The 23,031-nt window shown below is 33.6% G+C and carries 18 protein-coding genes and 2 tRNA genes; 6 read left to right on the top strand and 14 right to left on the bottom strand.

Annotated features, from left to right (window positions below; genetic code table 11):
- The first annotated feature begins 16 nt into the window (after positions 1 to 16).
- Both ACQY44_RS25010 and ACQY44_RS25015 read left to right on the top strand, forming a co-directional pair.
- Positions 17 to 2,602, top strand: a complete 2,586-nt coding sequence (locus tag ACQY44_RS25010; protein ID WP_428232994.1) for a phosphoenolpyruvate carboxylase — start codon at positions 17 to 19, stop codon at positions 2,600 to 2,602.
- A 43-nt stretch (positions 2,603 to 2,645) separates the two neighbouring features.
- Complete coding sequence (locus ACQY44_RS25015) at positions 2,646 to 3,161, top strand: DinB family protein (protein ID WP_428232995.1); 516 nt, start codon at positions 2,646 to 2,648, stop codon at positions 3,159 to 3,161.
- A gap of 209 nt (positions 3,162 to 3,370) precedes the next feature.
- Here the strand turns inward: ACQY44_RS25015 and recQ are convergent, their stop codons facing one another.
- The 5 genes from recQ to aroB form a co-directional block, all read right to left on the bottom strand.
- Complete coding sequence (gene recQ / locus ACQY44_RS25020) at positions 3,371 to 5,479, bottom strand: DNA helicase RecQ (RefSeq protein WP_428232996.1); 2,109 nt, start codon at positions 5,477 to 5,479, stop codon at positions 3,371 to 3,373.
- Between the two features lie 141 nt (positions 5,480 to 5,620).
- Entirely contained in the window at positions 5,621 to 6,028 is a 408-nt protein-coding gene (locus ACQY44_RS25025; protein ID WP_428232997.1) for a DNA primase, read from the bottom strand.
- Positions 6,029 to 6,035: 7 nt separating this feature from the next.
- A complete protein-coding gene (locus ACQY44_RS25030) occupies positions 6,036 to 7,004 on the bottom strand; it encodes a deoxyhypusine synthase family protein (protein WP_056253513.1) in 969 nt (322 codons plus the stop codon).
- 104 nt (positions 7,005 to 7,108) lie between these two features.
- Complete coding sequence (locus tag ACQY44_RS25035; protein WP_428232998.1) at positions 7,109 to 8,512, bottom strand: arginine decarboxylase; 1,404 nt, start codon at positions 8,510 to 8,512, stop codon at positions 7,109 to 7,111.
- Positions 8,513 to 8,810: 298 nt separating this feature from the next.
- The gene (aroB, locus tag ACQY44_RS25040; protein ID WP_428232999.1) at positions 8,811 to 9,878 is read right to left on the bottom strand and encodes a 3-dehydroquinate synthase; all 1,068 of its coding nucleotides are present in this window, start codon (positions 9,876 to 9,878) and stop codon (positions 8,811 to 8,813) included.
- Positions 9,879 to 10,150: 272 nt separating this feature from the next.
- On the opposite strand from aroB, the gene ACQY44_RS25045 reads away from it, so the two are divergent.
- A complete protein-coding gene (locus tag ACQY44_RS25045; protein ID WP_428233000.1) occupies positions 10,151 to 11,320 on the top strand; it encodes a proline dehydrogenase family protein in 1,170 nt (389 codons plus the stop codon).
- 78 nt (positions 11,321 to 11,398) lie between these two features.
- Here ACQY44_RS25045 and ACQY44_RS25050 read toward each other — a convergent pair whose 3' ends face one another.
- Positions 11,399 to 12,715, bottom strand: a complete 1,317-nt coding sequence (locus tag ACQY44_RS25050; protein ID WP_428233001.1) for a hypothetical protein — start codon at positions 12,713 to 12,715, stop codon at positions 11,399 to 11,401.
- A gap of 39 nt (positions 12,716 to 12,754) precedes the next feature.
- Positions 12,755 to 14,542, bottom strand: a complete 1,788-nt coding sequence (locus ACQY44_RS25055) for an ABC transporter ATP-binding protein (protein ID WP_428233002.1) — start codon at positions 14,540 to 14,542, stop codon at positions 12,755 to 12,757.
- Positions 14,543 to 14,805: 263 nt separating this feature from the next.
- On the opposite strand from ACQY44_RS25055, the gene ACQY44_RS25060 reads away from it, so the two are divergent.
- Both ACQY44_RS25060 and ACQY44_RS25065 read left to right on the top strand, forming a co-directional pair.
- Positions 14,806 to 14,883, top strand: a tRNA-Val gene (locus ACQY44_RS25060).
- A 347-nt stretch (positions 14,884 to 15,230) separates the two neighbouring features.
- Positions 15,231 to 15,308: transfer RNA gene (locus ACQY44_RS25065), tRNA-Val, on the top strand.
- A gap of 95 nt (positions 15,309 to 15,403) precedes the next feature.
- Here ACQY44_RS25065 and ACQY44_RS25070 read toward each other — a convergent pair.
- On the bottom strand, positions 15,404 to 16,333 hold the full coding sequence (locus ACQY44_RS25070; protein WP_428233003.1) for a DUF2268 domain-containing putative Zn-dependent protease: 930 nt from the start codon (positions 16,331 to 16,333) through the stop codon (positions 15,404 to 15,406).
- A gap of 733 nt (positions 16,334 to 17,066) precedes the next feature.
- Here ACQY44_RS25070 and ACQY44_RS25075 point away from each other — a divergent pair.
- Positions 17,067 to 18,269, top strand: coding sequence for a PQQ-binding-like beta-propeller repeat protein (locus ACQY44_RS25075; protein WP_428233004.1), 1,203 nt, complete (start codon positions 17,067 to 17,069; stop codon positions 18,267 to 18,269).
- 99 nt (positions 18,270 to 18,368) lie between these two features.
- Here the strand turns inward: ACQY44_RS25075 and ACQY44_RS25080 are convergent, their stop codons facing one another.
- From ACQY44_RS25080 to ACQY44_RS25105, 6 genes are all read right to left on the bottom strand, one after another.
- On the bottom strand, positions 18,369 to 18,839 hold the full coding sequence (locus ACQY44_RS25080; RefSeq protein WP_428233005.1) for a hypothetical protein: 471 nt from the start codon (positions 18,837 to 18,839) through the stop codon (positions 18,369 to 18,371).
- Between the two features lie 50 nt (positions 18,840 to 18,889).
- The gene (locus ACQY44_RS25085) at positions 18,890 to 19,147 is read right to left on the bottom strand and encodes a hypothetical protein (RefSeq protein WP_428233006.1); all 258 of its coding nucleotides are present in this window, start codon (positions 19,145 to 19,147) and stop codon (positions 18,890 to 18,892) included.
- 128 nt (positions 19,148 to 19,275) lie between these two features.
- A complete protein-coding gene (locus ACQY44_RS25090) occupies positions 19,276 to 19,839 on the bottom strand; it encodes an adenylate kinase family protein (RefSeq protein WP_428233007.1) in 564 nt (187 codons plus the stop codon).
- Between the two features lie 23 nt (positions 19,840 to 19,862).
- Complete coding sequence (locus ACQY44_RS25095) at positions 19,863 to 20,390, bottom strand: hypothetical protein (protein ID WP_428233008.1); 528 nt, start codon at positions 20,388 to 20,390, stop codon at positions 19,863 to 19,865.
- A 19-nt stretch (positions 20,391 to 20,409) separates the two neighbouring features.
- Entirely contained in the window at positions 20,410 to 21,864 is a 1,455-nt protein-coding gene (locus ACQY44_RS25100; protein ID WP_428233009.1) for an FAD-dependent oxidoreductase, read from the bottom strand.
- Positions 21,865 to 22,539: 675 nt separating this feature from the next.
- Entirely contained in the window at positions 22,540 to 23,016 is a 477-nt protein-coding gene (locus tag ACQY44_RS25105; RefSeq protein ID WP_428233185.1) for a DUF3471 domain-containing protein, read from the bottom strand.
- Positions 23,017 to 23,031 lie beyond the last annotated feature (15 nt).

A 23,031-nucleotide genomic window follows, 5' to 3' on the forward strand; every position in this document is an offset into this window, starting at 1 on the left:
CCAACTACAATATATTATGTACACGTTGCCAAAAATAGAACGCTTTAATCAAGACGTTCTTTCAAAATACCACATTTATAATAGTGTATTTATAACATTACCTTTTGATTCTATAGATAATACCGGAGTATTACTTCCTTTATTTACAGAAACGTGCGAAACGGGATTTAAAAAACATGAAACCCCCAAAGAAATTTTTAATTTCTTCTCAGACAGATATTTAAATGATGCTACTGAGGCAGAGAAAATCGATTTGATGTTTCGGTTTATTCAATATACAGAACGTCAGATTGTATTGTTTGATGCTATTGAGGACGCTGCTTTTCCTGAAGTGAACAATATGGAAGGACGAGGCTCTTTGCGTGATATCAAAGAAAAATCAGATGCAAAAGAAAAAGACGGCGAACTGATTGAATTCTTAGAAAATTTTAATGTTAGAACCGTTTTAACAGCGCATCCGACACAATTTTACCCTGGGCCGGTTTTAGGAATTATAAACGATTTAACTGAAGCAATTCGTTTGAATGATTTATTAAAAATCAAACAATTATTGGCTCAATTAGGAAAAACACCTTTTATCCAGAATGAAAAACCAAATCCTTACGATGAAGCGGTTAGTCTGATCTGGTATTTAGAAAATGTTTTTTATTCGACTTCCGGAGAAATTGTACATTATTTACAGAAAAATATCCTTCACGGAAATCCAATTCAAAATCAATTAATAAAGCTTGGATTCTGGCCAGGAGGAGATCGTGACGGAAATCCATTTGTTACTACTGAAATCACACTAAAAGTTGCAGAGCGTTTACGTACTTCAATTCTGAAGTGTTATTATATTGAAATGAGAAATCTGAAACGTAAGTTAACTTTCTCAGGGGTAGATACTCTAGTGTCCGAACTTGAACATAAACTTTACCGTTCTGTTTTTTATTCTAAAGGGGAGATCTACATTACTTTAGATGAATTACTAACAAAACTGAATCTTATCAGAGAGATCATTATCGAAAAACATCAGTCTCTATATCTGGATGAACTGGAAGGCTTTTTGGTAAAAATTAATCTTTTCGGTTTTCATTTTGCTACTTTAGACATACGTCAAAATAGTAAAATTCACGATGCTGTATTTAATGATGTGGTGAATTACTATTTGAATTCAGGTTCTGCCATTTTCCCTTCAAATTATTTTGAATTATCTGAGGATGAAAAATTAGTTGTTTTATCAAAGGTTAAAGGAAATTTAAATCCGGGTGATTTTGATAATGAGATTACAAAATCTACTTTAGAATCCGTTCAGGCCATCAAAACAATACAGGAACGCAACGGTGAATTTGGTGCCAATCGCTATATCATTAGTAATAATGAAAGCGCACTGAATGTAATGGAAACTTTTGCAATGATCCGACTGAACAATTGGGAAAATCCTACTGTGGACATTATTCCCCTTTTTGAATCTGTAGATGATTTGCAAAACGCTCATCAGATCATGGAGCAATTGTATACGAATATAGAGTATTCTAAACACTTAAAAGCAAGAGGAAACAAACAAACAATCATGTTAGGTTTCTCTGACGGAACTAAAGATGGCGGTTACTTAATGGCCAACTGGAGTATTTATCAGGCTAAAATCGCGCTTACTGAAATTTCAAGAAAATACGGAATAAAAGCTATTTTCTTTGACGGACGCGGGGGACCTCCTGCACGTGGTGGTGGTAAAACACATAAATTTTACGCCTCTTTAGGACCAAAGATTGAAAACAACGAAATTCAAATTACAGTTCAGGGACAAACCATTAGCTCTAATTTTGGTACTTTAGATTCTTGTCGATATAATATTGAAAATTTATTAACGGCAGGAGTAACAAATCAGGTATTTAGTAAAGAGAAAAACGAATTAAGTGCTGAAGAAACTATAATACTGACTCAATTGGCTGATTTAGGCTATGAAAAATACCTAAGTTTCAAGAATCACCCGAAATTTATTCCGTATTTGGAAAAAATGAGCACGTTAAAATATTATTCAAAAACCAATATCGGAAGCCGCCCTTCCAAAAGAAGCAAATCAGAATCACTTGATTTTGCTGATTTAAGAGCGATTCCTTTCGTAGGATCATGGAGTCAATTAAAACAAAATGTACCTGGATTTTTTGGAGTAGGATCTGCTTTAAAACATTTCGAAGAAACTGATCAATGGGATAAAGTACATGATTTGTACCACAATTCTTTATTCTTTAAAACGCTTTTAGAAAACAGTATGATGTCTTTGGCTAAGTCATTTTTGCCCTTAACAGCTTACATGAGAAAGGATCCTGAATTTGGTGAATTCTGGCAAATTATCTACGATGAGTTCCAGGAAACAAAACGTTTATTGCTTAAAATAGCAGGTCATAAAACCCTTATGGAAAATTATCCTGATGGTATAGCATCAATTCAGGTAAGAGAGCGTATTGTACTGCCATTGTTAACGATACAACAATATGCTTTATTAAGAATTAATGAATTGAACAAAGAAAAAGAGGTAAACGAGGAGTTGATCAAAGTATATGAAAAAATTGTTACAAGATCACTTTTTGGAAACACCAATGCAAGTAGGAATTCTGCGTAAAGAATAAATTTAAAAAATTAAAGGATATTTATAAATTGTAAAAATGAATTCAGACCACTTATTAGAAACAGAATATTCCGGTCCTTTTGCTAATTATATTCATGAAGCCGGAGAAGTTAATTTGATCGAAGAGTTAGAAATTTCACTTCATGATTTTATCAGGTTTGTTCAAAATATTCCATTGGATAAATTTGATTATCGTTATGCAGAAGGAAAATGGACAATTAAAGAGATCATTCAGCATTTGATTGATTGCGAACGCATCTTTACATATCGTGCCTTACGTTTTTCAAGAAATGATAAAACGTCATTACCCGGATTTGAAGAAAATGATTATGTCGAAAATACAGCTGCCAATAAAAGAAGCATTCAGGAATTATTAACAGAACTATCTGCTTTAAGACATTCCACTTTATTGTTTTACAAAAGCTTATCCGAAGAACAACTTAGGAGAGTAGGAATAGCTTCGACACATCAAATTTCAGCTGGTGCTTTGGGCTTTGTAATTATAGGACATCAAAAACATCATCAAAAAGTTTTTGAAGAGCGATACTTATAAGTTTACTTTTAAATATATAAAAAATCCTGTGATGAATATTTTTCACAGGATTTTTTGTTTTTAGGTTTATGTTAGTTTTGTATCATTTCGACCGAAGGAAGAAATCGCACAAGTTAATTGACAAAAATTAACGACATTTCTTATGGATTTTCCCCTGCAATTCCTCCTTACACCGAAATGACATAAATGAGGATAAATCCAAAAAAAAATTATTTATTCCGCTCAACAATAGCAAGACCTAGCCTAATTTTATCATAAGATAATTTTTCTTCAAAATGATCGTAATAGGGTTTCAAAGCTGTCGGATATTCCAGGTCAATCTGCGCTTTGTGCAAAAGCATAACTTCTTTGTCGGAAACAAACGGAGTCAGGTCAATATCATTTCCGTCGACATATAATTTGGCTAAATGCGAAATAATGGTGGTATGTCCCAATTTTCTTTGTTGGGCAATTTCTTCTACTGAAACACCACTTTGAAATAATTCTAAAGTTGTTTTATAAGTGTTGCCTTCTTTCTTAGCTTTTGCTTTTGTTTTTTTAGCGTTTTCATAATACACAATAGCATCTATAAATTCTGAACCGTATTTTTCAAGTTTTACTTTACCAACACCATCAATAGATAAAAATTCTTCATCACTCATAGGGCGTAAAGTTTCCATTTGTCTTAAAGCAGCATCACTAAAAATGACATAAGCAGGAACTTCTTCGTCCTGCGCAATTTCATAACGCAATTTACGAAGGATTTCAAAAAGAGAACTTTTAGCTGCTTTAGTTTTTGTTTCTTTGATTTCGTTTTTATCAATTACTTTTTTAACAACGGTATTCAATTTTACTTTTTCTCCTTCGAATAAAACTTTCCTTGCAAAAGAAGTCAGTAATATTTTATTATGCTGATGAAAGGCAATTTCGCAATATCCTAAATTGATTAACTGAATTAAGTATTGATTCCAATCGTACCAGGAAATGTCAGCGCCAATTCCGTACGTTTTTAAGCTTTGATAATTTTTTTCGTAGATATACGCGTTTTTTGAGCCACGCAAAAAATCTACAATCACTGCCAAAGGCTCAGATTCTTGCAAACGACTAATGGCCGACAATGCTTTTTGCGCGAGAATCGTACCATCAAAAAATGTTGGAGGATTTTTGCAAATATCGCAGTTACCGCAATTCTCTTTTACCAGTTCTCCAAAATAGGAGAGAAGAATTTTTCGCCTGCAACTTAAAGCATCTGCATATTGTTTCATTCTTTCCAGTTTTGCCAACTGAACATCTGAGTTCAATCCCTCTGAAGCAAATTTCTGAAGCTGAATAACATCCGCGTAACTTTCGAACAAAACGGTTTCCGCAGGTAATCCATCACGACCGGCACGACCAATCTCCTGATAATAACCTTCAATATTTTTTGGTAAATTATAATGAATAACCCAACGAACATTCGATTTGTCAATCCCCATTCCGAAAGCAATTGTAGCACAAACCACCTGACAATCGTCATTTATAAATTCGTCTTGTGTTTTAGCACGAAGTTTATTTTCTAAACCGGCATGATATGCTTTGGCTTTAACTCCGTTTTTTTGCAGTTTCAAAGCAAGTTCTTCCGTTGTTTTTCGGCTTAAACAATAAATAATCCCGGATTCATTGGGTTTGTTTTCTACAAAATCAATGATTTGTTTTACCCTGTCTAACGCCGGACGAACTTCTAAGCTTAAATTTATTCTGTCAAAAGAAGCCACAAAAGTTTTCGGGTTTCTTAGGTTTAGTTGTTTTGTAATATCGGTACGGGTCGCTTTATCTGCTGTCGCTGTCAAGGCCAGCACCGGAGTAGAAGGGAAGCGACTCTTTAGATATCCTAAATTAGTATAAGCCGGACGAAAATCATGTCCCCATGACGAAATACAATGGGCTTCATCTATCGCAATTAAACTAACAGTCAGTTCATTAAATACAACATCCAGATAAGATAAACTTTCAGGCGCTATGTAGACTAATTTAAATTTATTCGATTTTAAATTATCAATATAAAACTGTTGTTCTTCGCCGGATTGACTACTATTGATATAACAGGCGTTAATTCCGTTCGTTTTTAAACTGTCTACCTGATCTTTCATCAAGGCGATTAGAGGAGAAATAACAATAGTAATTCCCGGCAAGACCAAAGCCGGTAACTGAAAACAAATTGATTTTCCTCCACCTGTTGGCATAATAGCCAGAGTATCCTGACCGGAAAGAATCGTATTGATTATAGTTTCCTGATTGGGTCTGAATTTTTCAAACCCGAAATTTTCTTTTAATTTGGCGTGTAAAATTTCTGAAGTCATTGAGCTGATATTTATGGATCGTTAAATATAATAAAAAGTATTAAATATAATATTTTTCTTATATTTAAAAAGTATTTTCTTGTAATTAATAAAAAAAGGAACCCGAATAGAGTTCCTTTAGTTTATTTTGAAAAACGCAGATTAATCTTCGTCGTCTTCATCATCTTCGTCAGCGATATCATCCGGATCTCTATCCTCATCGTCATCATCATCTCCGCCATCTGTATCTGGTTTATCTATCGCATCGTCGTCTTCGTCATCATCACTATCATCATCAAGATCAAGACCTTTTACTGGTTCGATTGTATCAACATCAAGATCAATGTCGTCATCTTCATCATAATTCTCAATTCTGTCAGCAAGCTTAGTACTAATTTTTACTAAATAAATAGTGTCTTCAGTACGAACTTCAACAGCTTCGATCAATTCGTTTTTAGCATTTCTAAAACGGATAACATCCGAATCATCATAACCATCAGGAAATTTCTCTACCAAAAGGTTTAAAATTTCGTTGGTAAGTTTAGCGTAGTCTACTATAACTCTTTTCATAAATATCCTATAAATCTAATAAGTAAGCAAAAATTAATGGTGCAACAATTGTAGCATCCGACTCGATAATAAATTTAGGGGTTTTAATATCTAATTTACCCCAGGTGATTTTCTCGTTTGGAACAGCTCCGGAATACGATCCGTAACTCGTTGTTGAATCTGAAATCTGACAGAAATAACTCCAAAACGGAATATCATGCATTTCCATATCCTGGTACAACATCGGCACCACACAAATAGGAAAATCTCCTGCAATACCACCACCAATTTGGAAAAATCCAATTCCGTTAGCACTATTTTTTGGATACCAGTCTGAAAGGAAAACCATATATTCGATTCCTGACTTCATGGTTGAAGCTTTTAAATCTCCTTTTATCACGTATGAAGCAAAGATATTTCCCATTGTACTATCTTCCCATCCCGGAACAATAATAGGTAAATTTTTCTCAGCAGCTGCATACATCCAGCTATCTTTTAAATCAATTTCGTAATATTCTTCTAAAACACCGGACAACAACATTTTATACATGAATTCATGAGGAAAATAACGTTCTCCTTTGTCATCAGCATCTTTCCAGATTTTGTAAATGTGTTTTTGTAAACGACGAAATGCTTCGTGCTCAGGGATACAAGTGTCAGTAACACGGTTTAATCCTCTTTCAAGCAATGCCCATTCGTCTTCCGGGGTTAAATCACGATAGTTTGGTACTCTTTCGTAGTGAGAATGTGCTACCAAATTCATGATGTCTTCTTCTAGATTGGCTCCAGTACATGAAATAATCTGTACTTTATCTTGTCTAATTATTTCGGCAAAAATTTTACCAATTTCTGCTGTACTCATAGCGCCAGCCATACTTACCATCATTTTAGCACCATTTGCCAATTGTTGTTCGTATGCTTTTGCAGCATCTACTAATGAAGCAGAATTAAAGTGTAAATAATGTTTTTCAATAAACTGACTGATTGGTCCTTTCATTTTTTTTTGTTTTTGTTTTTTTTGAATTAAAAGTTTAACCTTTTGGATGGTACTGCAAATTAATAATTTTATAGATAGTAACTTTTAAATTTGCAGGTTTTTTTTTATATTTTTTTAGTATATCCTAAAATCTTTAACACGTCGTCAGAAGTTTGTTGTTCTGAAAAAACTTCAGTAGCTAAAATGCCATTTTCGTCACGATCTATTAAAATATGTTTAGGTTGTGGAATCAAACAGTGGTGTAAACCTCCGTAGCCTCCAATAGTCTCCTGATACGCACCAGTATTAAAGAAACCAATATACAATGGCTTTTCTTTGTTGTATTTAGGCAAATAAATTGCGTTCATATTTTGTTCTGAGTTGTAATAATCGTCACTATCACAAGTCAGACCTCCTAATAAAACCCGCTCGTATGTATCATTCCAACGGTTAACCGCCAACATAATAAAACGTTTGTTTATAGCCCAAGTATCCGGCAAAGTAGTGATGAATGATGAATCAATCATATTCCATTTTTCTCTGTCATTTTGTTGCTTTTGATACAAAATCTGATAGATCGCACCACCGCTTTCGCCTACAGTAAATGATCCAAATTCTGTAAAAATATTAGGAACGTCAACTTCAGCTTCATCACATGCTATTTTAATCTGATTGATAATTTCATCAATCATGTATTGATAATCATATTCAAAGGCAAGTGAGTTTTTAATTGGAAAACCGCCTCCAATGTTCAGGCCATCAAGGGTAGGGCATTCCTTTTTAAGGGCAATGTACACTTTAATACATTTTACCAGCTCATTCCAATAATAGGAAGTATCATTTATTCCGGTATTGATAAAAAAGTGAAGCATTTTAAGCTCTAATCTATCGTTTTCCTGAATTTGTTTTTTGTAGAAAGCTACTATGTTTTTATAACCAATACCTAATCTTGACGTATAAAACTCAAATTTTGGTTCTTCTTCAGCTGCGATACGGATTCCAATTTTGAATTTTCCTTTAATCTCAGCCTGAAGCAGGTCTAATTCTTCGTAATTATCAATAATCGGAATAGTATTTTTGTGCCCGCTATTGATTAATCGCGCAATGTTGGTAATGTATTCGTCTCTTTTGAAACCATTGCAAATTACGTAAGTACTTTTGTTGATCTTGCCATTTTCAAGTAAATTCTCTACGATATTAACATCAAAAGCTGATGATGTTTCGATGTGAATGTTATTCTTGAAAGCTTCATTCATAATATATTCAAAATGAGAGCTTTTTGTGCAATAACAATAGTAGTATTTTGCATCATACTTATTCTTTTCCATTGACTTTCTGAACCAAGACTTAGCCTTGTTGATGTTCTCAGAAATTTGTGGTAAATAAGTAAATTTTAATGGTGTACCATATTGCTCCACCAATTTCATCAAATCGATATTGTGAAATTGTAAGTTATCTTTGTTTAATTTAAACTCCTCTTGTGGGAAATAGTACGTTTGATTGATTAGATCGGAATATTTTGTATTCATTATAGTTTTCGATATTATAAGATTGTAATTTTAATTTAGTGAACTGTGCTAAATCTAAAATTCAAACCCTAATATTCGCAAATACAATTTGCAGTTTTTCATGTTCTGCTTTTGAGCATTTAAAAATATCACAACAAAACGGACTTTTACTAGCATAAAAACGGTTCAATATCCTTAGTAAGGAACTATTGAGACGGTTTCTATAAGAACTAAATTGTCTTTGTTTGTTGTTTGTTTTCATCGTGGCAAATGTAAAAAATAATATATACCTAAAGCAAAGCTTTTTATTAAAAAAAGTTTAAGATTTATAATCCTGAAACGCGTCTAGAATCAATTTATTTTCAACGGATTGATTAATTTTTATTTTTCCGATTCCTTCAATTAATGCAAATTGAATCAAACCGTATTCATTTTTTTTGTCGTGAATCAGCAATTCAAGGATGGGATCGATGTCATTTTCTTCTACTTTTACATCGTTGTAAATGCTTTTTATTGCCGTTTTGATTTCAGCATATTCTGCTGCCGTGATCAGATTTTTGTGCAAAGAGATGTAACTTTCCAATATCATTCCAATAGCAATCGCTTCACCGTGCAGCAATGTTTTTTTAGTTTCGCTCTCTAAAAAATAACTTTCGATAGCATGTCCTAAGGTATGACCAAAATTCAAAGCTTTACGAATATTTTTTTCAGTTGGATCCTGAATTACAATTTCATTCTTAATTTCAACAGAACGATAAATCAATTCGTCAAAATCAGCAAAATCAATTGCTTTCAAATCCAGAAACTGTTTCCAGTAGACTTCGTCATAGATTAAACCATGTTTGAGCATTTCAGCCAAACCGGAGCGCATTTCGCTTTGTGGTAACGTCTCAAGATAATCGGTATCAATTAATACCATTTGAGGTACGTTAATAACGCCTATTTGGTTTTTAAGATTTCCTAAATCAACACCGGTTTTTCCTCCAACAGAAGCATCAACCATAGACAGCAGGGTAGTTGGGATATTAATAAAGTCAACTCCACGTTTGAAAGTAGAGGCAACGAAGCCTCCTAAATCAGTTACAACTCCACCACCAAGATTAATTACAAGTGATTTTCTGTCAGCACCAAGTTCTGTTAATACTTTCCAGATTTCGATACAGGTTTCGATGTTTTTATTGATTTCACCTGCTTCAAATTCAATAATTTCTATTGTTAAATCAGTTTCAAGTAAAGGCAGAAATTTTGGCAAGCAATGCTCATTGGTCTCATTATCAACTACAATAAATAAATTAGAGTATTTATTTTCTTTTAAATGCTTATTTAAAGCTTCGTATGCATTTTGATTAAAATGCACGAGATAATTGTTGGCTTGAATGGATTGCATATTTGTTCTGTTAATTGAAACCGCAAAATAAGGCATTTTTAACTAAATAATATTCAAAGTTTTGCTCTAATTTGTTTTAAAACGATTGATTCTAAATTAAGAATTGGGTCTTTTATTTTAATTTTTTGGAAATAAAATATTATACCGGAAGTAAACTCTTACTTAATAGTATACTATTTGACATATTGTTATTAACGATAGTGAAAAATAGGTGCTATTTTAGTAAATAATATTCAAAACTCTATCTATATTTGCACAAAAAACTGACCTTAATGGAAAAAATATTCGATAACACTCAGGTTGCATTTTCGCTAAAAAGCGATACAGAACTTGATAGAGCTTATTTTCTTTTTAAAATGATTGACAGCCAACCCTTGGTGAGGATAGGAACCGCTGTTACCAATTTTGCGATAAAAGCAAATCTTCCGGTAGAAGGATTAATTCGTGCAACTGTTTTTGACCACTTTTGTGGTGGTGTAAACGAAAACGATTGTATTACAGTAGTAGACAAAATGTTTACCAAAGGCGTTTCATCTGTGTTAGATTATTCAGTCGAAGGAAAAGAAGAAGAAGAGCAGTTTGATGCTGCTTTACAAATGACTTTAAAAACTATTGAATTTGCAAAGGAACGTTTAGCGATTCCGTTTGCTGTATTTAAACCAACTGGTTTTGGTCGTTTTGAATTGTATGAAAAATTAGGGGAAAAACAAACGTTGACTCCGGCAGAACAAGCAGAGTGGGACAGGGTAGTAGCCCGTTTTGATCAGGTTTGCGGCGAAGCACATAAAAAAGATGTGGCTTTGCTAATTGACGGTGAAGAAAGCTGGATGCAGGACGCTGCTGATGATTTGGTTACCGATATGATGCGCAAATACAATAAGGAGAAAGCAATTGTTTTTAATACTTTGCAGATGTACCGTTGGGACCGTTTGGATTATTTGAAAAAACTACATGAAATTGCCAAAAAAGAAGGCTTTTTTATTGGAATGAAATTGGTTCGTGGCGCCTATATGGAAAAAGAAAACAAAAGAGCCGAAGAAAAAGGATACGTTTCGCCAATTTGTGTTTCTAAAGAAGCTACAGATATTAATTATGATGCTGCTGTACATTATATGTTAGAGCATTTAGATATTATGTCAATTTTTGCAGGAACCCACAACGAACTGAGTTCTTATAAGTTGATGGAAATGATGCAGGAGAAAGAAATTGCCAAAAACGATACTAAAATCTGGTTTGGGCAATTGTACGGAATGAGTGATAATATTAGCTACAACCTTGCCGAAAACGGTTATAATGTTGCTAAATATTTACCATTTGGACCTGTAAAAGATGTTATGCCGTACCTGATTCGTCGCGCTGAAGAAAATACTTCTGTAGCAGGACAAACAAGTCGCGAATTGTCTATGATTAAAGCAGAGCGCAAGCGTAGAAAAGGAAAATAAATTAAAATCCAATAAAAAAATCCAAATTCCAATTGTTATGATTAGAATTTGGATTTTTTTTATTGTGCTTTTAAACTTTTAAAACGAAACCTGACATTGTAAAACGACCATTCCTAAACGATCTGCCTGAGTGTATTTAGGATTTAAAGCTGTTTTATCATATACCGCTCTGTTTTGGTAATTTAAACTGAATTTAGGGCCAAAAGTTCCCGTTGTATAGTAATTGGCTCCAATTTCATACATCGCCATCGGAGTAGCTAGTGCCTCCAAATCGGCAACTTGCGCTGCTAAATAAGGCTGAAAGCGTCCTTTTTTTAATGTCTTATCTGAATTTTTGAATAAATATCCCACCTGGGCATAATAAATATTTCCTGTTCCTACACCAATAAAACCTGTACCGGAACCATTTAACAAACCAGGATCAGCAATTGCAGGATTTGGTATTGAGATAAATTGTGTGTAATTCTTCCCGTAATTGTTATTATTAAAAGCTGCATAAGCAGTAATTGCCGAACCATTGTCACCAATTGGACTATCATAGAAAACATCTAATCCCAGCACTTTCATGTCATCATGATGAATCAAACCTGAACCATCGGTATCTAAACGCCACATTGCATTGGCTTGTGTCATATAACCTAATCCCAGATTAAACACTTTTTTAGTTCCTAAATAAGTTCCTCTGTTATAAGCTTCCAGATTTTGTTCTTTTTCTAAAAAATGATAGGTCACAATTCCTGCAAATTGTGCTTTTGGCGTTTCCGGGCTTACAGTAGCATTAAAACCAATGTTAGTATTTGTATTTCTGTACGGATTTGTTACTGCAACTCTATAGCTTAAATCCCCAAGATATCCTTTGGCATAAATGCTTAAATTACGATTACCAAAAGTAGAGGATATGTTTGCGATTTGCTGGTACATTGGAGTATCTAAAGTCAGTTGGGTCGCAGAACTGTTTGAAGAATAACGTGTTGTTCCGGACCCCCAGCTTGTTAAACCACCACCAATATGAAGTTGATCACTAAAATGATATTCTCCCAAAGCATCCATTACAGAAAGCGGTGCATTTGACGGCCCGTTATTTTGTGTGAAATTGATATTATTCTGACCTAACTGAAGGTGAAAAAAAATATTATCCGTAAGCATTCCCATTGCTTGTAAACGCAAACGCCTGATGACAACATCAAAAGTTTCGTCAACTTCATTTGTCCCTATTTTACTATTAGGATTCAGTTCAGCATACCTTCCCCAAACCTGAAGATTCATTCCAAACTTGATGTATTTGGTCCCGTCAGGGGTAATGTTTACAACGTTAAAAGGTTTTTCTTGTGCAAGAACACTAATCGTATTTAGGATAATAAATAATAAAATCAGGACGAGTCTTAAATGTGGCATTTATTTGTATTTAAAAATTAATTACAGGCTTTGAGTTGATTAATAGTTGCTAAACTGAAGATTGCTTAAGTTTTTATAAGTACCGTTATCAAGATTGATTAATTCCTGATGGGTTCCTTCTTCGGTTATTTTACCATTATCTAAAACTAAAATTTTATCAGCATTTCTGATTGTTGAAAGACGGTGAGCAATAATAATACTTGTTCTTCCTTCCATCAATACTTCTAACGCCTCCTGAACTAATTTTTCACTTTCACTGTCCAAAGATGATGTTGCTTCATCTAAGATTAAAATACTTGGGTTTTTAAGTAATGCTCTTGCAATGGCAATACGCTGACGCTGACCGCCTGACAACTTTACACCTCGTTCTCCTACTAATGTTTCGAATTTTTCCGGGAAACCTTCAACAAAGTTAAAAGCATTTGCCTGTTTGGCTGCCAGAATAATTTCTTCATCAGTCGCATCGGGTTTTCCGTATGCAATATTTTCTTTGATGGTTCCTCCAAATAAAATCACATCCTGAGGAACAATACTCATATTGCCACGAAGATTTTCTAAATCATAGTCGTAGATATTTTTTCCATCAACCGTAATTTCTCCTGAAGTAATATCGTAAAAACGCAATAAAAGGGCAGATATCGTTGATTTTCCAGCCCCACTTGGACCAACAATAGCGATTTTTTGACCAAATTCGGCTGTAAAATTTACATTTTTCAATACCTGAACTTCTTTTCTTGAAGGATAACTAAACGCTACGTTATTGAATGAAACATTTCCTTTGATTTTTTCTAACGGAACTGTATTTTGTGTCGCGCTTATTTTCTCCGGAGTTTCTTCTAATAATTCAAAAACCCTTTCTGTGGCCCCAATTGCTTTTTGAATTTGTGCATATAACTCGGCAATTCCTCCAAAGGAAGCACCTACAAATGTAGAATACAAAACAAAAGAAATCAATTGGCCAACACTCATTTCTCCGGCAATACTTAAACGTACTCCGTACCAAACGACAGCAACGATAGCGCCAAACAAACAGAAAATGATAAAGGATGCAAAATAACCACGGTATTTACCGCCTTTGATAGCAAGCTTGACAACTTCGCTAATTTTTCCTTTATAACGGGCAACTTCGTACCATTCGTTGGCAAAGGCTTTTACAATACTAATTCCCTGCATAGTTTCTTCGACAATTACCTGGCTTTCTGCCACCTGATCTTGCACTTGTTTAGAATATTTTCTAATAAAACGGCCAAAGATTACAGCAGCAACAGCCACTAAAGGAACTACGGCTAACATTAATAAGGTTAATTTAAAGCTTTCTGTAGCCAATAAAATAACACCACCAATAATAAGTATAAATTGACGTAAAAACTCCGCAATTGTGGAGGTTAAGGTATCTTGTATCTGAGTAATATCTGCACTGATACGACTGTTTAGTTCTCCAACTCTTTTTTGGGAAAAGAAGGTCATAGGCAGTTTGACCAAATTAGTATATAAGGACAAACGCAGGTTTGCCAGTGTATTTTCGGTAAAATTGACAAATAATGACAATCTGAAAAAGGAACAGAAGGATTGCAGGAATAAAATCAGAACCAGTCCTAAGGCAATCTGGTTGGCCTGATCGCTGTTTTTATTTTTAACACAATCGATCAGCATTCCCATTAATTTAGGAAAGGCGAGGGCTGTGGCTCCTGTAAGTAACAGAAAAACCAAGCCAACATAAAATTTCCATTGGTGTTTTCCTGCGTATTTGAATATTATGGTTGCTTTGTTAAGTGAAGTAGCGGTAATCTTTGATTTTGGTAAATCATTTTCTTTGAATCTTGCCATTTGAATATACAATTAAGGTATACAAATGTATGATTATAGTGAATGAATACAAAGTAATATTCAAAATTAGCTGTTTTGATACCATTTTCTTAATGCAATCCGGAAATATCTAAATAGTATCTTTTCATTAAATAACTGCAAAAGAGTATACTAAAATAATTAATGAAAATTTATTTCATTTTTTTTCAAAAAAGGCTTGTAAATACAAAATCTAGCAGTAAGTTTGCACTCGCAATCAGGAACGATAGCAACCTAATAAAATAGGGCGATTAGCTCAGCTGGTTCAGAGCACCTCGTTTACACCGAGGGGGTCGGGGGTTCGAACCCCTCATCGCCCACCAATAAGACAACCTCTAAAGTCATTTGATTTTAGAGGTTTTTTATTTGCTCTAAAGTCATGGGATTTTTGGCGTTTTTATTTTAGATCACTTTTGAAATTTACAGCCTAAGATTATATGGAATCAATACGAAAACCTACAAAAAATTAAAAAATAGTTTAAAAAACATTACGCTTAAAGCAATAAAGATTAACTGAGAATGTATAAAAGCAGCTTGAATTCTCATATAAGACTGACAAATAATACGATACAAAAATGTTTCATTTTTTTTTCTAAAAAGGCTTGCAAATACAAAATCTAGCTGTATATTTGCACTCGCAATCACATAATGATAGCCACCTAGTAGAATAGGGCGATTAGCTCAGCTGGTTCAGAGCACCTCGTTTACACCGAGGGGGTCGGGGGTTCGAACCCCTCATCGCCCACCAAACTCCTTAAGGAATTAAGGAGTTTTTTTTATCTATTAATGCCACATTAGAGCTCTACAAAATTAAAGCACGCTAACTTTTTTAATGATTTTTTATTACTTAAAAAAATCATCATAACTTTCTTTATTTGATTTTTGATGCTTTTCAATATATACATCTAAGAAACCACTTTGTTTTAAAAATTGCATTGGGTCTTTTATATTTAGTATTTCTGCAATTGCTTTTTGCTTGTCTTTTTGTTTGTTGAAATAGGATTCTATTATTTTATACCCCATCCAATACCCTAAATCATTTGGTCGGTCATCTTTCTTAGAAGTTCCATATAACCAATCCTGATAATCAGCCTTTTTTAATCTCGTTACAAATTCCTGACATAGTTTATCCTGGTTTTGCGCTCCGTATTGATATGAAAACTGATGTATTGATTCTCCTGAAATAAGTTCGCCTATAAAATCCGCACCTCCTTCAAGCAAACACCATTTCAACAGCATATCTTTACCTTTTATATTTTGCTGATAATGAATGAGCTCGTGTGCTATTAAACCTGAGACTCCATCTAAATTTTTAAGCATTTCAGTTCCAATGATAATACCTTCAGAAGAGGAAGTTCCCCCAGAATTAAATCTTCCGTAAACAAAATAAACGGGAGGAAATTTTGCATTTGGATACCAATATTTTAACGCACTATAAATTGCTCTTACTCTCTTTTCTTTAAAAGAAATACTATCTAAAACATTCCTTGAAAGTTCATAATCTATTTTTCTTTTCTTCACAACAGCAAAAAGAGAGTCCGCATTGATTATTCTGTTTTCAGTAAAACCTTTAATACCTGGAGAACCTTTTTGCATGTATTCAATAAATGGATTTTGTTTTGATTTTTCCATTTTGTCAAATGCTTCCCAAAAACTTTTTGAATCTTTTGTTTCAAAAACCGCATCTAGTGGACTGTCAGAGAAATTATTTTGTGCAAAAAGAAAATTGGAAAATAGTATAAAAAGTGTTGTAAAAATAAGGCTTAACTTCATATCGTATAATTGTTATCGTAATTTTTTTATAGAATGCAGTATAACTTAATAATACTCATCAAGCGAATATAAGGAATATTTTTACTACAATTCATCTGTTTCTATAAGATAAAAACAAAATTAATCATCCTGTAGCCTGCCTGTATAAATACAGATTAATCGTTGCAGGTTATTTTTTTAAGTAGTAAAAAAGATCAATTTGGAACAAAAACCACCATAATAAAAGAGGTTAATTCTTACCTTTTAAAATGAATAAATCTAAATTTACCAAAAAATGCCAATTGAACGGTTTTTTGTATAGTATTGAGGAACAAATCATTTTTTGTAACTGGACAGAATATTTTAAAACATACTTTTTGCAATAAGTTTGAAATGCAAACCAAACTTAAAGAAAGAAACAGAATTATTGTGATAAATACTAAAATTGAAATACAAAATATTTACCCGATACAAACTTTACTTGTTTTGCGATCCCTGCTTTATTTTGCAAATCTGAATGTGAGCAATTACTCAATGCCGGGATTAAAAACTCGTTTCAAAAAGCAATTTCAAATTATCCGACCTTTTACAGAAATCGACGCTCTAATTCGTAACGTATACAGCTTATATCCTCAAAAATCTATAATATTTTTTTTACTATATTTGACACTGGCATTGTCAGTTTGCTTAATAAAAATATTGAATCCCCACATCTTAACCAATATTAAATCAGATATAAAACCCAAATTTTAAAATGAAAAAAAACTTAATAACGCTTTTATTTGTATTTGCTATTATCAATATGTTTGGGCAAGCACCTGTAACTTCAAACCCTGCCAAAGCTAATTCTAATAATAAAACTTTACCTCCTAATGAGATGGTTACTAATAAAGCCATAAAACCTGTTACAAAAGTTCCATTAGATAAAAATTCTATTTTAATTTATGATTACGATGGCTCGCTCATGTCGTTTAATTTAGAATCCGAAGCCTTTAACTGGACTATAAAAGCCACTGATGCTACTATTGAAATGTGCGCCAATCAGGTCACACTAAAGGACGGGGTGATATATGTTCCGTTTATTAACGGTGAAATTTTTGCAATTGACAATCAAACGGGTACTATTTTTTGGAAATCAAGGTTAGGCAACATTACAGATCAAATAATAATCAAAGATCAAGTCCCGGTCATAAGTGATGGAAAACTGTATATCACTACTCAAAACCCCAATAATAACATTTATGCCCTTGATATAAAAGACGGTAGTTTAGTCTGGAATTACAAGCTGGAGCCTTCAGACAATCATACTCCGGTTCTCTTTTTTGACAACAAGGTTTTTACCCAAAGCGGAACCAATTTCTATAGTTTTGAAGCCAATACAGGTAAACTTATTTATCAAAAAAACTTTGAAGAAGCGATCTCAGGAAAACCTGTAACAGATGGAGAAAATGTATTTATAGCAAATGAAAAAGATGTGGTTTATGCCTTAAGCCCTAATAAACCGGATGTTTTATGGCAATTTAAATTAAACGAAAATCAGCATACTATTAAGGAGCGCATCTTTTGCAAAGACAAAAAAGTATATTTTGCAGCACAAGGACCGGAAGTTTCTTCAATATATGCCGTAGATTCAAAAACAGGAACTCAGATCTGGAAAACCGATTTTAACAATGATAACATCGAATACATAGTCGAAGAAAGTGATAATGTCTGGGGATATACCCGTAAAGCAAAACTTTTTCAGATAGACATCAATAATGGCGAAATAGCTTTTGAAGCAAAATTAACTACCAAACCTATTTCGAATCTGGAATTTGCAGAAGATGATTTCTTATTTTATTATTCTGACGCCGCTTTAATTCAATTTGAATTTAAAACAAAGGATGAGAACGACGTTTATTTAAGAACTTCTATAAAGGACGATGTTTATAGTGCCAATCTTAAACTAATTCGATAAAAAAGAAGCTGTTTCAATATTGAAACAGCTTTTTTTTTGATATCTTACTCAATAGAATATTTTCTAAAAAGTAAAATTTTAACTCATTGCTAAATCCTATTATTTGAGGTGCTCTATTTTTTTAATTCCGATTATTTCAGTCAAACTTTTTAGCGTACACTTTGAAATAAATTGAAATCCTAATTCCAAAATAATAAATCTCATTAGAAGGATAGTTATAAAAAGTTGAAACATCGTTTCTAACTTATTTTGTATAATTGCCGTGATTATTCCAGAAAGGCCAAAAAGTAGCATTACAACAAAAATAATTTTAAAAATCCCGCCAGTCCTGATTTCCAATGCTCCCTCTTTATTTTGCAATTTTCCGCTTAAAATGCAAATCTCACCAAGTAACTTTTTAGATAACTTTATTTCAAATTCACTCTCTTTAATTTTACCTATAAACACCTGACCATTCCAGTTTGTAACGAATTTTTCGTTTGATAAAGTCTGTTTTTTTAATTCTGAAATAGCCGATATACTGTCACTATTTAATTCGATTGAATACTTACTTTTAGGAAATATTTTCATTTAGTTCCGGATTCTTTTTAATCTCGTGCCATTATTATTTTTTAGAAGATTTAGAGATTTCTTGATTTAATTTCTTTATTCAGCAGATTTAAATTTATCAATAAAGGAACAAAAGTTATAGGCAATGTAAAAACAGGGATAAGTGTTGCGATAGAAACGTTTTTAAAACCTTTTACAGTAAAGAGATAGATTATGATTACAATGGCCAAGGCAAAAATAACCCCAAAACCAATTGAAACCCCTTTAAATAAATCTCTCTTTTTTATTAATTTTTCATTTGTTAATTCTTCATAAATATTTTTCTTCATAGCAGTAGGATTGGTTAGTTTATTATAGAAATTTGGTTTTTTTTTTGAACATTTTTCGTTTAAAATTCTCTGAGATATTAAATGATTAGCATTCGTTTTACTTGTTAGATTATATAAAGTTAAGCCTTCTACAAACTGGCTTTTATCCTTTCGGTAATTTCGTCAATCGTGCCAAGACCGTCAAAAGTAAGCACTTTTATTTTTGATTTCATATACTCAATTGCAGGTCTGGTAGATTCTTCAAAAACGTTAATACGTTTGATATGAATTTGAGGGTCTTTGTCGTCTTTTCGATTAGATGTTTGGGCTCTTTTTTGGGCCCTGATCAACAATTCAGATTTTGGAACATCAATATTTAAAACTTTTCCAATTTTAAGATTTTTTGAATCAACAAGCTCCATTAAATCATCAACCTGAGCAATCGTTCGCGGATAACCATCTAAAATTATTCCTGCTTTTGCCTTATTTTCATCCAGTATTTTACTAAATAAGTCCTTCATGATAGCATCAGGTACCAAATCTCCCTTTTCTTCGTATTGAGACATTATTTTCCCTATTTCGGTTTCATTTTGCTTTTCTTCCCTGCACTTGTCTCCGGTTGAAATATGTTCAAAACCAAGAATTTCTTTTAATACATCGCATTGCGTTCCTTTTCCTGAGTAGGGCGGCCCGGTTATTATTAATATCTCCATTTTTGTTAGTTATTTTGCATTTGTTACTCTAAAACCACAATATCTTTAATGGTGATTCCCGTAAAACAATCATCCATACAACCATTTTCTACGTACCCGCATACAGATAGTAAACCATTGTTTGCTGATTCAAAATACGTCTTTGCATTTTTCCTTTTAATCAGCCATTGTGTTTTAGCTTTATCATAAATTTCATCTAATGTCAAGGGACTTGCAGCGCCTGAGAATTCATGACTATTTATTTCATTCTCATTTTCTGTCCATGATAATTTATCCGCAGGAATATTTTCTGTTTTACCTGTATATTTAAAATCTCGTTGTATTATTTTTCCACCTGATATTGTTAATGTTGTTTCCCATCGATAATTTGTGAATAGTGATCCTCCGTGCACAACATATTTATAAGAATTATTCGAAGTATCTTTAAAATTCAGCCAGGCTTTTTGGCTTGTGTCAAAATCATTTTGATAGTTCAAATCATCATCTGACGAACAAGAAAATAGTAGAATACTAATGAATAATAATACGATCAAAAAAAATCTATTTTTCATAATTTTAATATTTATTTAGTTAATCTTCTCTTTTTAAACAACGTCCTCTTGGCTCGTCACCCTCATAAAGCACAATTTCAGAGTGCAGGAATTGTGCAGCCTCTGCAGAACCTTTTACTTTGACAGCACTTCGCTCTAACATTTCAGATTCAAACTCTGTCAGGACACTTTTTCGTATTCCGGTTTTTCTCCATTGAGACGAAGGCCGACATCCTGCCAAGATGCCGCGGGCCAGCATAAGTGCATCCAGCAGCGCCTGATTTGCGCCTTGTCCTTTGAAAGGACTCATTGGGTGAGCAGCGTCTCCAATCAGAGTCGCTTTTCCTTCTTTTTCTAATAATTCTTTTTTAAGCAATTCCCGGTCATAGACAGGATAGCCAGAAACCTGAGCCTCCAGGGTTGCTGATAAAATCTCCGGAACAGGAGTATGCCATTGCGTTCTCTGAATTGCTTCTTCTTTGAGCACCTGAGCTCCCTGAGCACTTAAGGCTTTAGCTTCACTTTCTGACATAGGAAAACTAAGTTGCCACATTACTGAATCTGCAGCATAAGGCATGATATAAATTCGCTCATTGCCATTAGCAGTCTGAAATACGGTCGCTGAATCGAGTAATGAAGTATTAATCCCTTCGAGCGCGCTCAAAGGGCAAATGCCTAATATTACGATACAACCAAGATATCGCAAAGGAGCAATAGATTCATCGATCAATAGCCTCCGTACTGAACTACGGATACCATCAGCTCCAACGACAAGATCTGCTTTAGCACTTTTCGTTTCTCCATTTACCTGAAATATCAAATCAACTCCTTCGGTGTCAGATTCCTTAAAATCGACTAACTGATGTCCCCATTGCACCTTATCGTTTCCGCCCAATTGATCCAGCAGTGCTAAACGTAAAGATTGTCTTGCGATGTGCATATTGGTGCGTTTTAGAGATGTTTTCGCATCTGATGCTATCCATTTCCTGATTCCCCATTCGCCAATCACTTTTCCCTCTGTAGTATGAACGACATGCCGTGTTGAAATCACTTTTTCTTTTAAGGAGAAAATTCCAAATCCTTCAATCGCTTTGCTCGCCTGCTGCAAAGTAAGTCCGTAACCCTGAGATCTGGCCTCGAAATGGCTGTCACGCTCATAAAGCGTAAAAGGAATTTTGCGGTGCAAACACGCCACAGCCAAAGCAACTCCGCCTATACCGCCGCCAATGATCGCTACGTGTGGATAGTTTTCCTGATCCGGAAGAGGAGGGGTGGCTGAATAAATCAATCCTGATCCGTCACATTTTAAACAGGTATAAAGATGTGCTTTAGGACGAACCGGAGCCGTTTCTTCGCCATTTGTTTTTTCAAATTGATCTAATGCCGTCTGATAGTCACGTCTTGCTTTTAAGCTGAGCCCCCGGCTTTTTTTGCCGCGACCCTGACATTGAGGACAAATAGCCCAGCTTCCTTCTTCATTTTCCTCTTTTATCACTTCTACTTTATTTAATCGGGTCTTAAATGTTTTATAAAAAAGACTCGTCGCATGTAATTGATTAACAAATAGATTACATGCATTTTTTTTTGATTTTTATTTCTATAATCTAACCTGAAAAATTTATACTTTTCAGCACCTTATTATTTGCAGGAATTATCCAGGTTTAAGACAAAAGAAGCGCAAAATATTCGATTATTAAAAATTGAATTTGAACCCTAAACTGAGATTTTCCTAAGCGAATATAAGAAATATTATTACGATCATCAGGTAACTTTTGAAAATTGAAATCAGGAGACGCTTTGCGGATTGTTTCTTATTAAATTTCCTTGCATCCGGCAAAGAAAGATTCGGAAATAATTTTAAAATGTAGTACCAAAAAAAACAAAACCTCCAAAATCAAATGACTTTAGAGGTATTGTTTATACTATATAATAATTACGATCTTCGGGTTAAATTGGAAAGAAGCTCAGACAGCAAAGTATATTTGATTCCGATATGGAGACAATTAGAAAGCTGGGGAGCTAAACATAAAGATTTATTGAAGTGATACTTCTCGATATACATTTGTTTTTATCTGTTATTCAACAGTAATAACAAATAAAAAAACTTAAATAGTTTTAAACGCAAAAAAAACTCTATTATTTCTAATAGAGTTTTTTTGTATAAATATTTTTACTTTTGAACCCTCTTTAAATCTAAATCCTGAAAATCAAAGCTGAAATCAATATTTGGAGAGATTCCTTTCATTTTAATAGATTGTGCTTTGCCTGTTTCATCGAGTGAAAACATAGCAAAAGCATCACAATTCATTGCCTGATATTCCCATTTTACTGCGAATGTATTGGCATTATAAAAAGCCAAAGGACCTGTTAATTTTGGCGAACGATACGATTTGAACCATAATTGCTTATCCTTTTCAAAGACTTCAATTTCACCAAACCAATTGTCTGCATAAACACCTGTAAAATCTTCATTTTTGACTTTTATATTTTTTGAAGATTTCACTTTTTCCCAAACTTTTTTAGTTACATCATCTCCTGTACTTTTACCCTCTTTCATCCATTCAACCATTTTGTCTGTCCAGCCAAAATCATCTAAGCCTAAATAACTGTCTGAAATCGTATTGGTAACTGCTGAAAAAAGTCCCATGCCACCACTTTCAGT

The organism is Flavobacterium sp. (assembly GCF_965277525.1).
Lineage (GTDB): Bacteria > Bacteroidota > Bacteroidia > Flavobacteriales > Flavobacteriaceae > Flavobacterium.

What these genes read in the sequence shown, in the direction of transcription:
- ACQY44_RS25025 (WP_428232997.1), bottom strand. Translation starts at nt 6,028, where the DNA reads ATGAAAAGAGTTATAGTAGACTACGCTAAACTTACCAACGAAATTTTA.
- ACQY44_RS25070 (WP_428233003.1), bottom strand. Translation starts at nt 16,333, where the DNA reads ATGAAGTTAAGCCTTATTTTTACAACACTTTTTATACTATTTTCCAAT.
- ACQY44_RS25090 (WP_428233007.1), bottom strand. Translation starts at nt 19,839, where the DNA reads ATGGAGATATTAATAATAACCGGGCCGCCCTACTCAGGAAAAGGAACG.
- ACQY44_RS25080 (WP_428233005.1), bottom strand. Translation starts at nt 18,839, where the DNA reads ATGAAAATATTTCCTAAAAGTAAGTATTCAATCGAATTAAATAGTGAC.
- ACQY44_RS25010 (WP_428232994.1), top strand. Translation starts at nt 17, where the DNA reads ATGTACACGTTGCCAAAAATAGAACGCTTTAATCAAGACGTTCTTTCA.
- ACQY44_RS25055 (WP_428233002.1), bottom strand. Translation starts at nt 14,542, where the DNA reads ATGGCAAGATTCAAAGAAAATGATTTACCAAAATCAAAGATTACCGCT.
- ACQY44_RS25015 (WP_428232995.1), top strand. Translation starts at nt 2,646, where the DNA reads ATGAATTCAGACCACTTATTAGAAACAGAATATTCCGGTCCTTTTGCT.
- aroB (WP_428232999.1), bottom strand. Translation starts at nt 9,878, where the DNA reads ATGCAATCCATTCAAGCCAACAATTATCTCGTGCATTTTAATCAAAAT.
- ACQY44_RS25085 (WP_428233006.1), bottom strand. Translation starts at nt 19,147, where the DNA reads ATGAAGAAAAATATTTATGAAGAATTAACAAATGAAAAATTAATAAAA.
- ACQY44_RS25095 (WP_428233008.1), bottom strand. Translation starts at nt 20,390, where the DNA reads ATGAAAAATAGATTTTTTTTGATCGTATTATTATTCATTAGTATTCTA.
- ACQY44_RS25035 (WP_428232998.1), bottom strand. Translation starts at nt 8,512, where the DNA reads ATGAATACAAAATATTCCGATCTAATCAATCAAACGTACTATTTCCCA.
- ACQY44_RS25045 (WP_428233000.1), top strand. Translation starts at nt 10,151, where the DNA reads ATGGAAAAAATATTCGATAACACTCAGGTTGCATTTTCGCTAAAAAGC.
- ACQY44_RS25050 (WP_428233001.1), bottom strand. Translation starts at nt 12,715, where the DNA reads ATGCCACATTTAAGACTCGTCCTGATTTTATTATTTATTATCCTAAAT.
- recQ (WP_428232996.1), bottom strand. Translation starts at nt 5,479, where the DNA reads ATGACTTCAGAAATTTTACACGCCAAATTAAAAGAAAATTTCGGGTTT.
- ACQY44_RS25030 (WP_056253513.1), bottom strand. Translation starts at nt 7,004, where the DNA reads ATGAAAGGACCAATCAGTCAGTTTATTGAAAAACATTATTTACACTTT.
- ACQY44_RS25105 (WP_428233185.1), bottom strand. Translation starts at nt 23,016, where the DNA reads ATGGGACTTTTTTCAGCAGTTACCAATACGATTTCAGACAGTTATTTA.
- ACQY44_RS25075 (WP_428233004.1), top strand. Translation starts at nt 17,067, where the DNA reads ATGAAAAAAAACTTAATAACGCTTTTATTTGTATTTGCTATTATCAAT.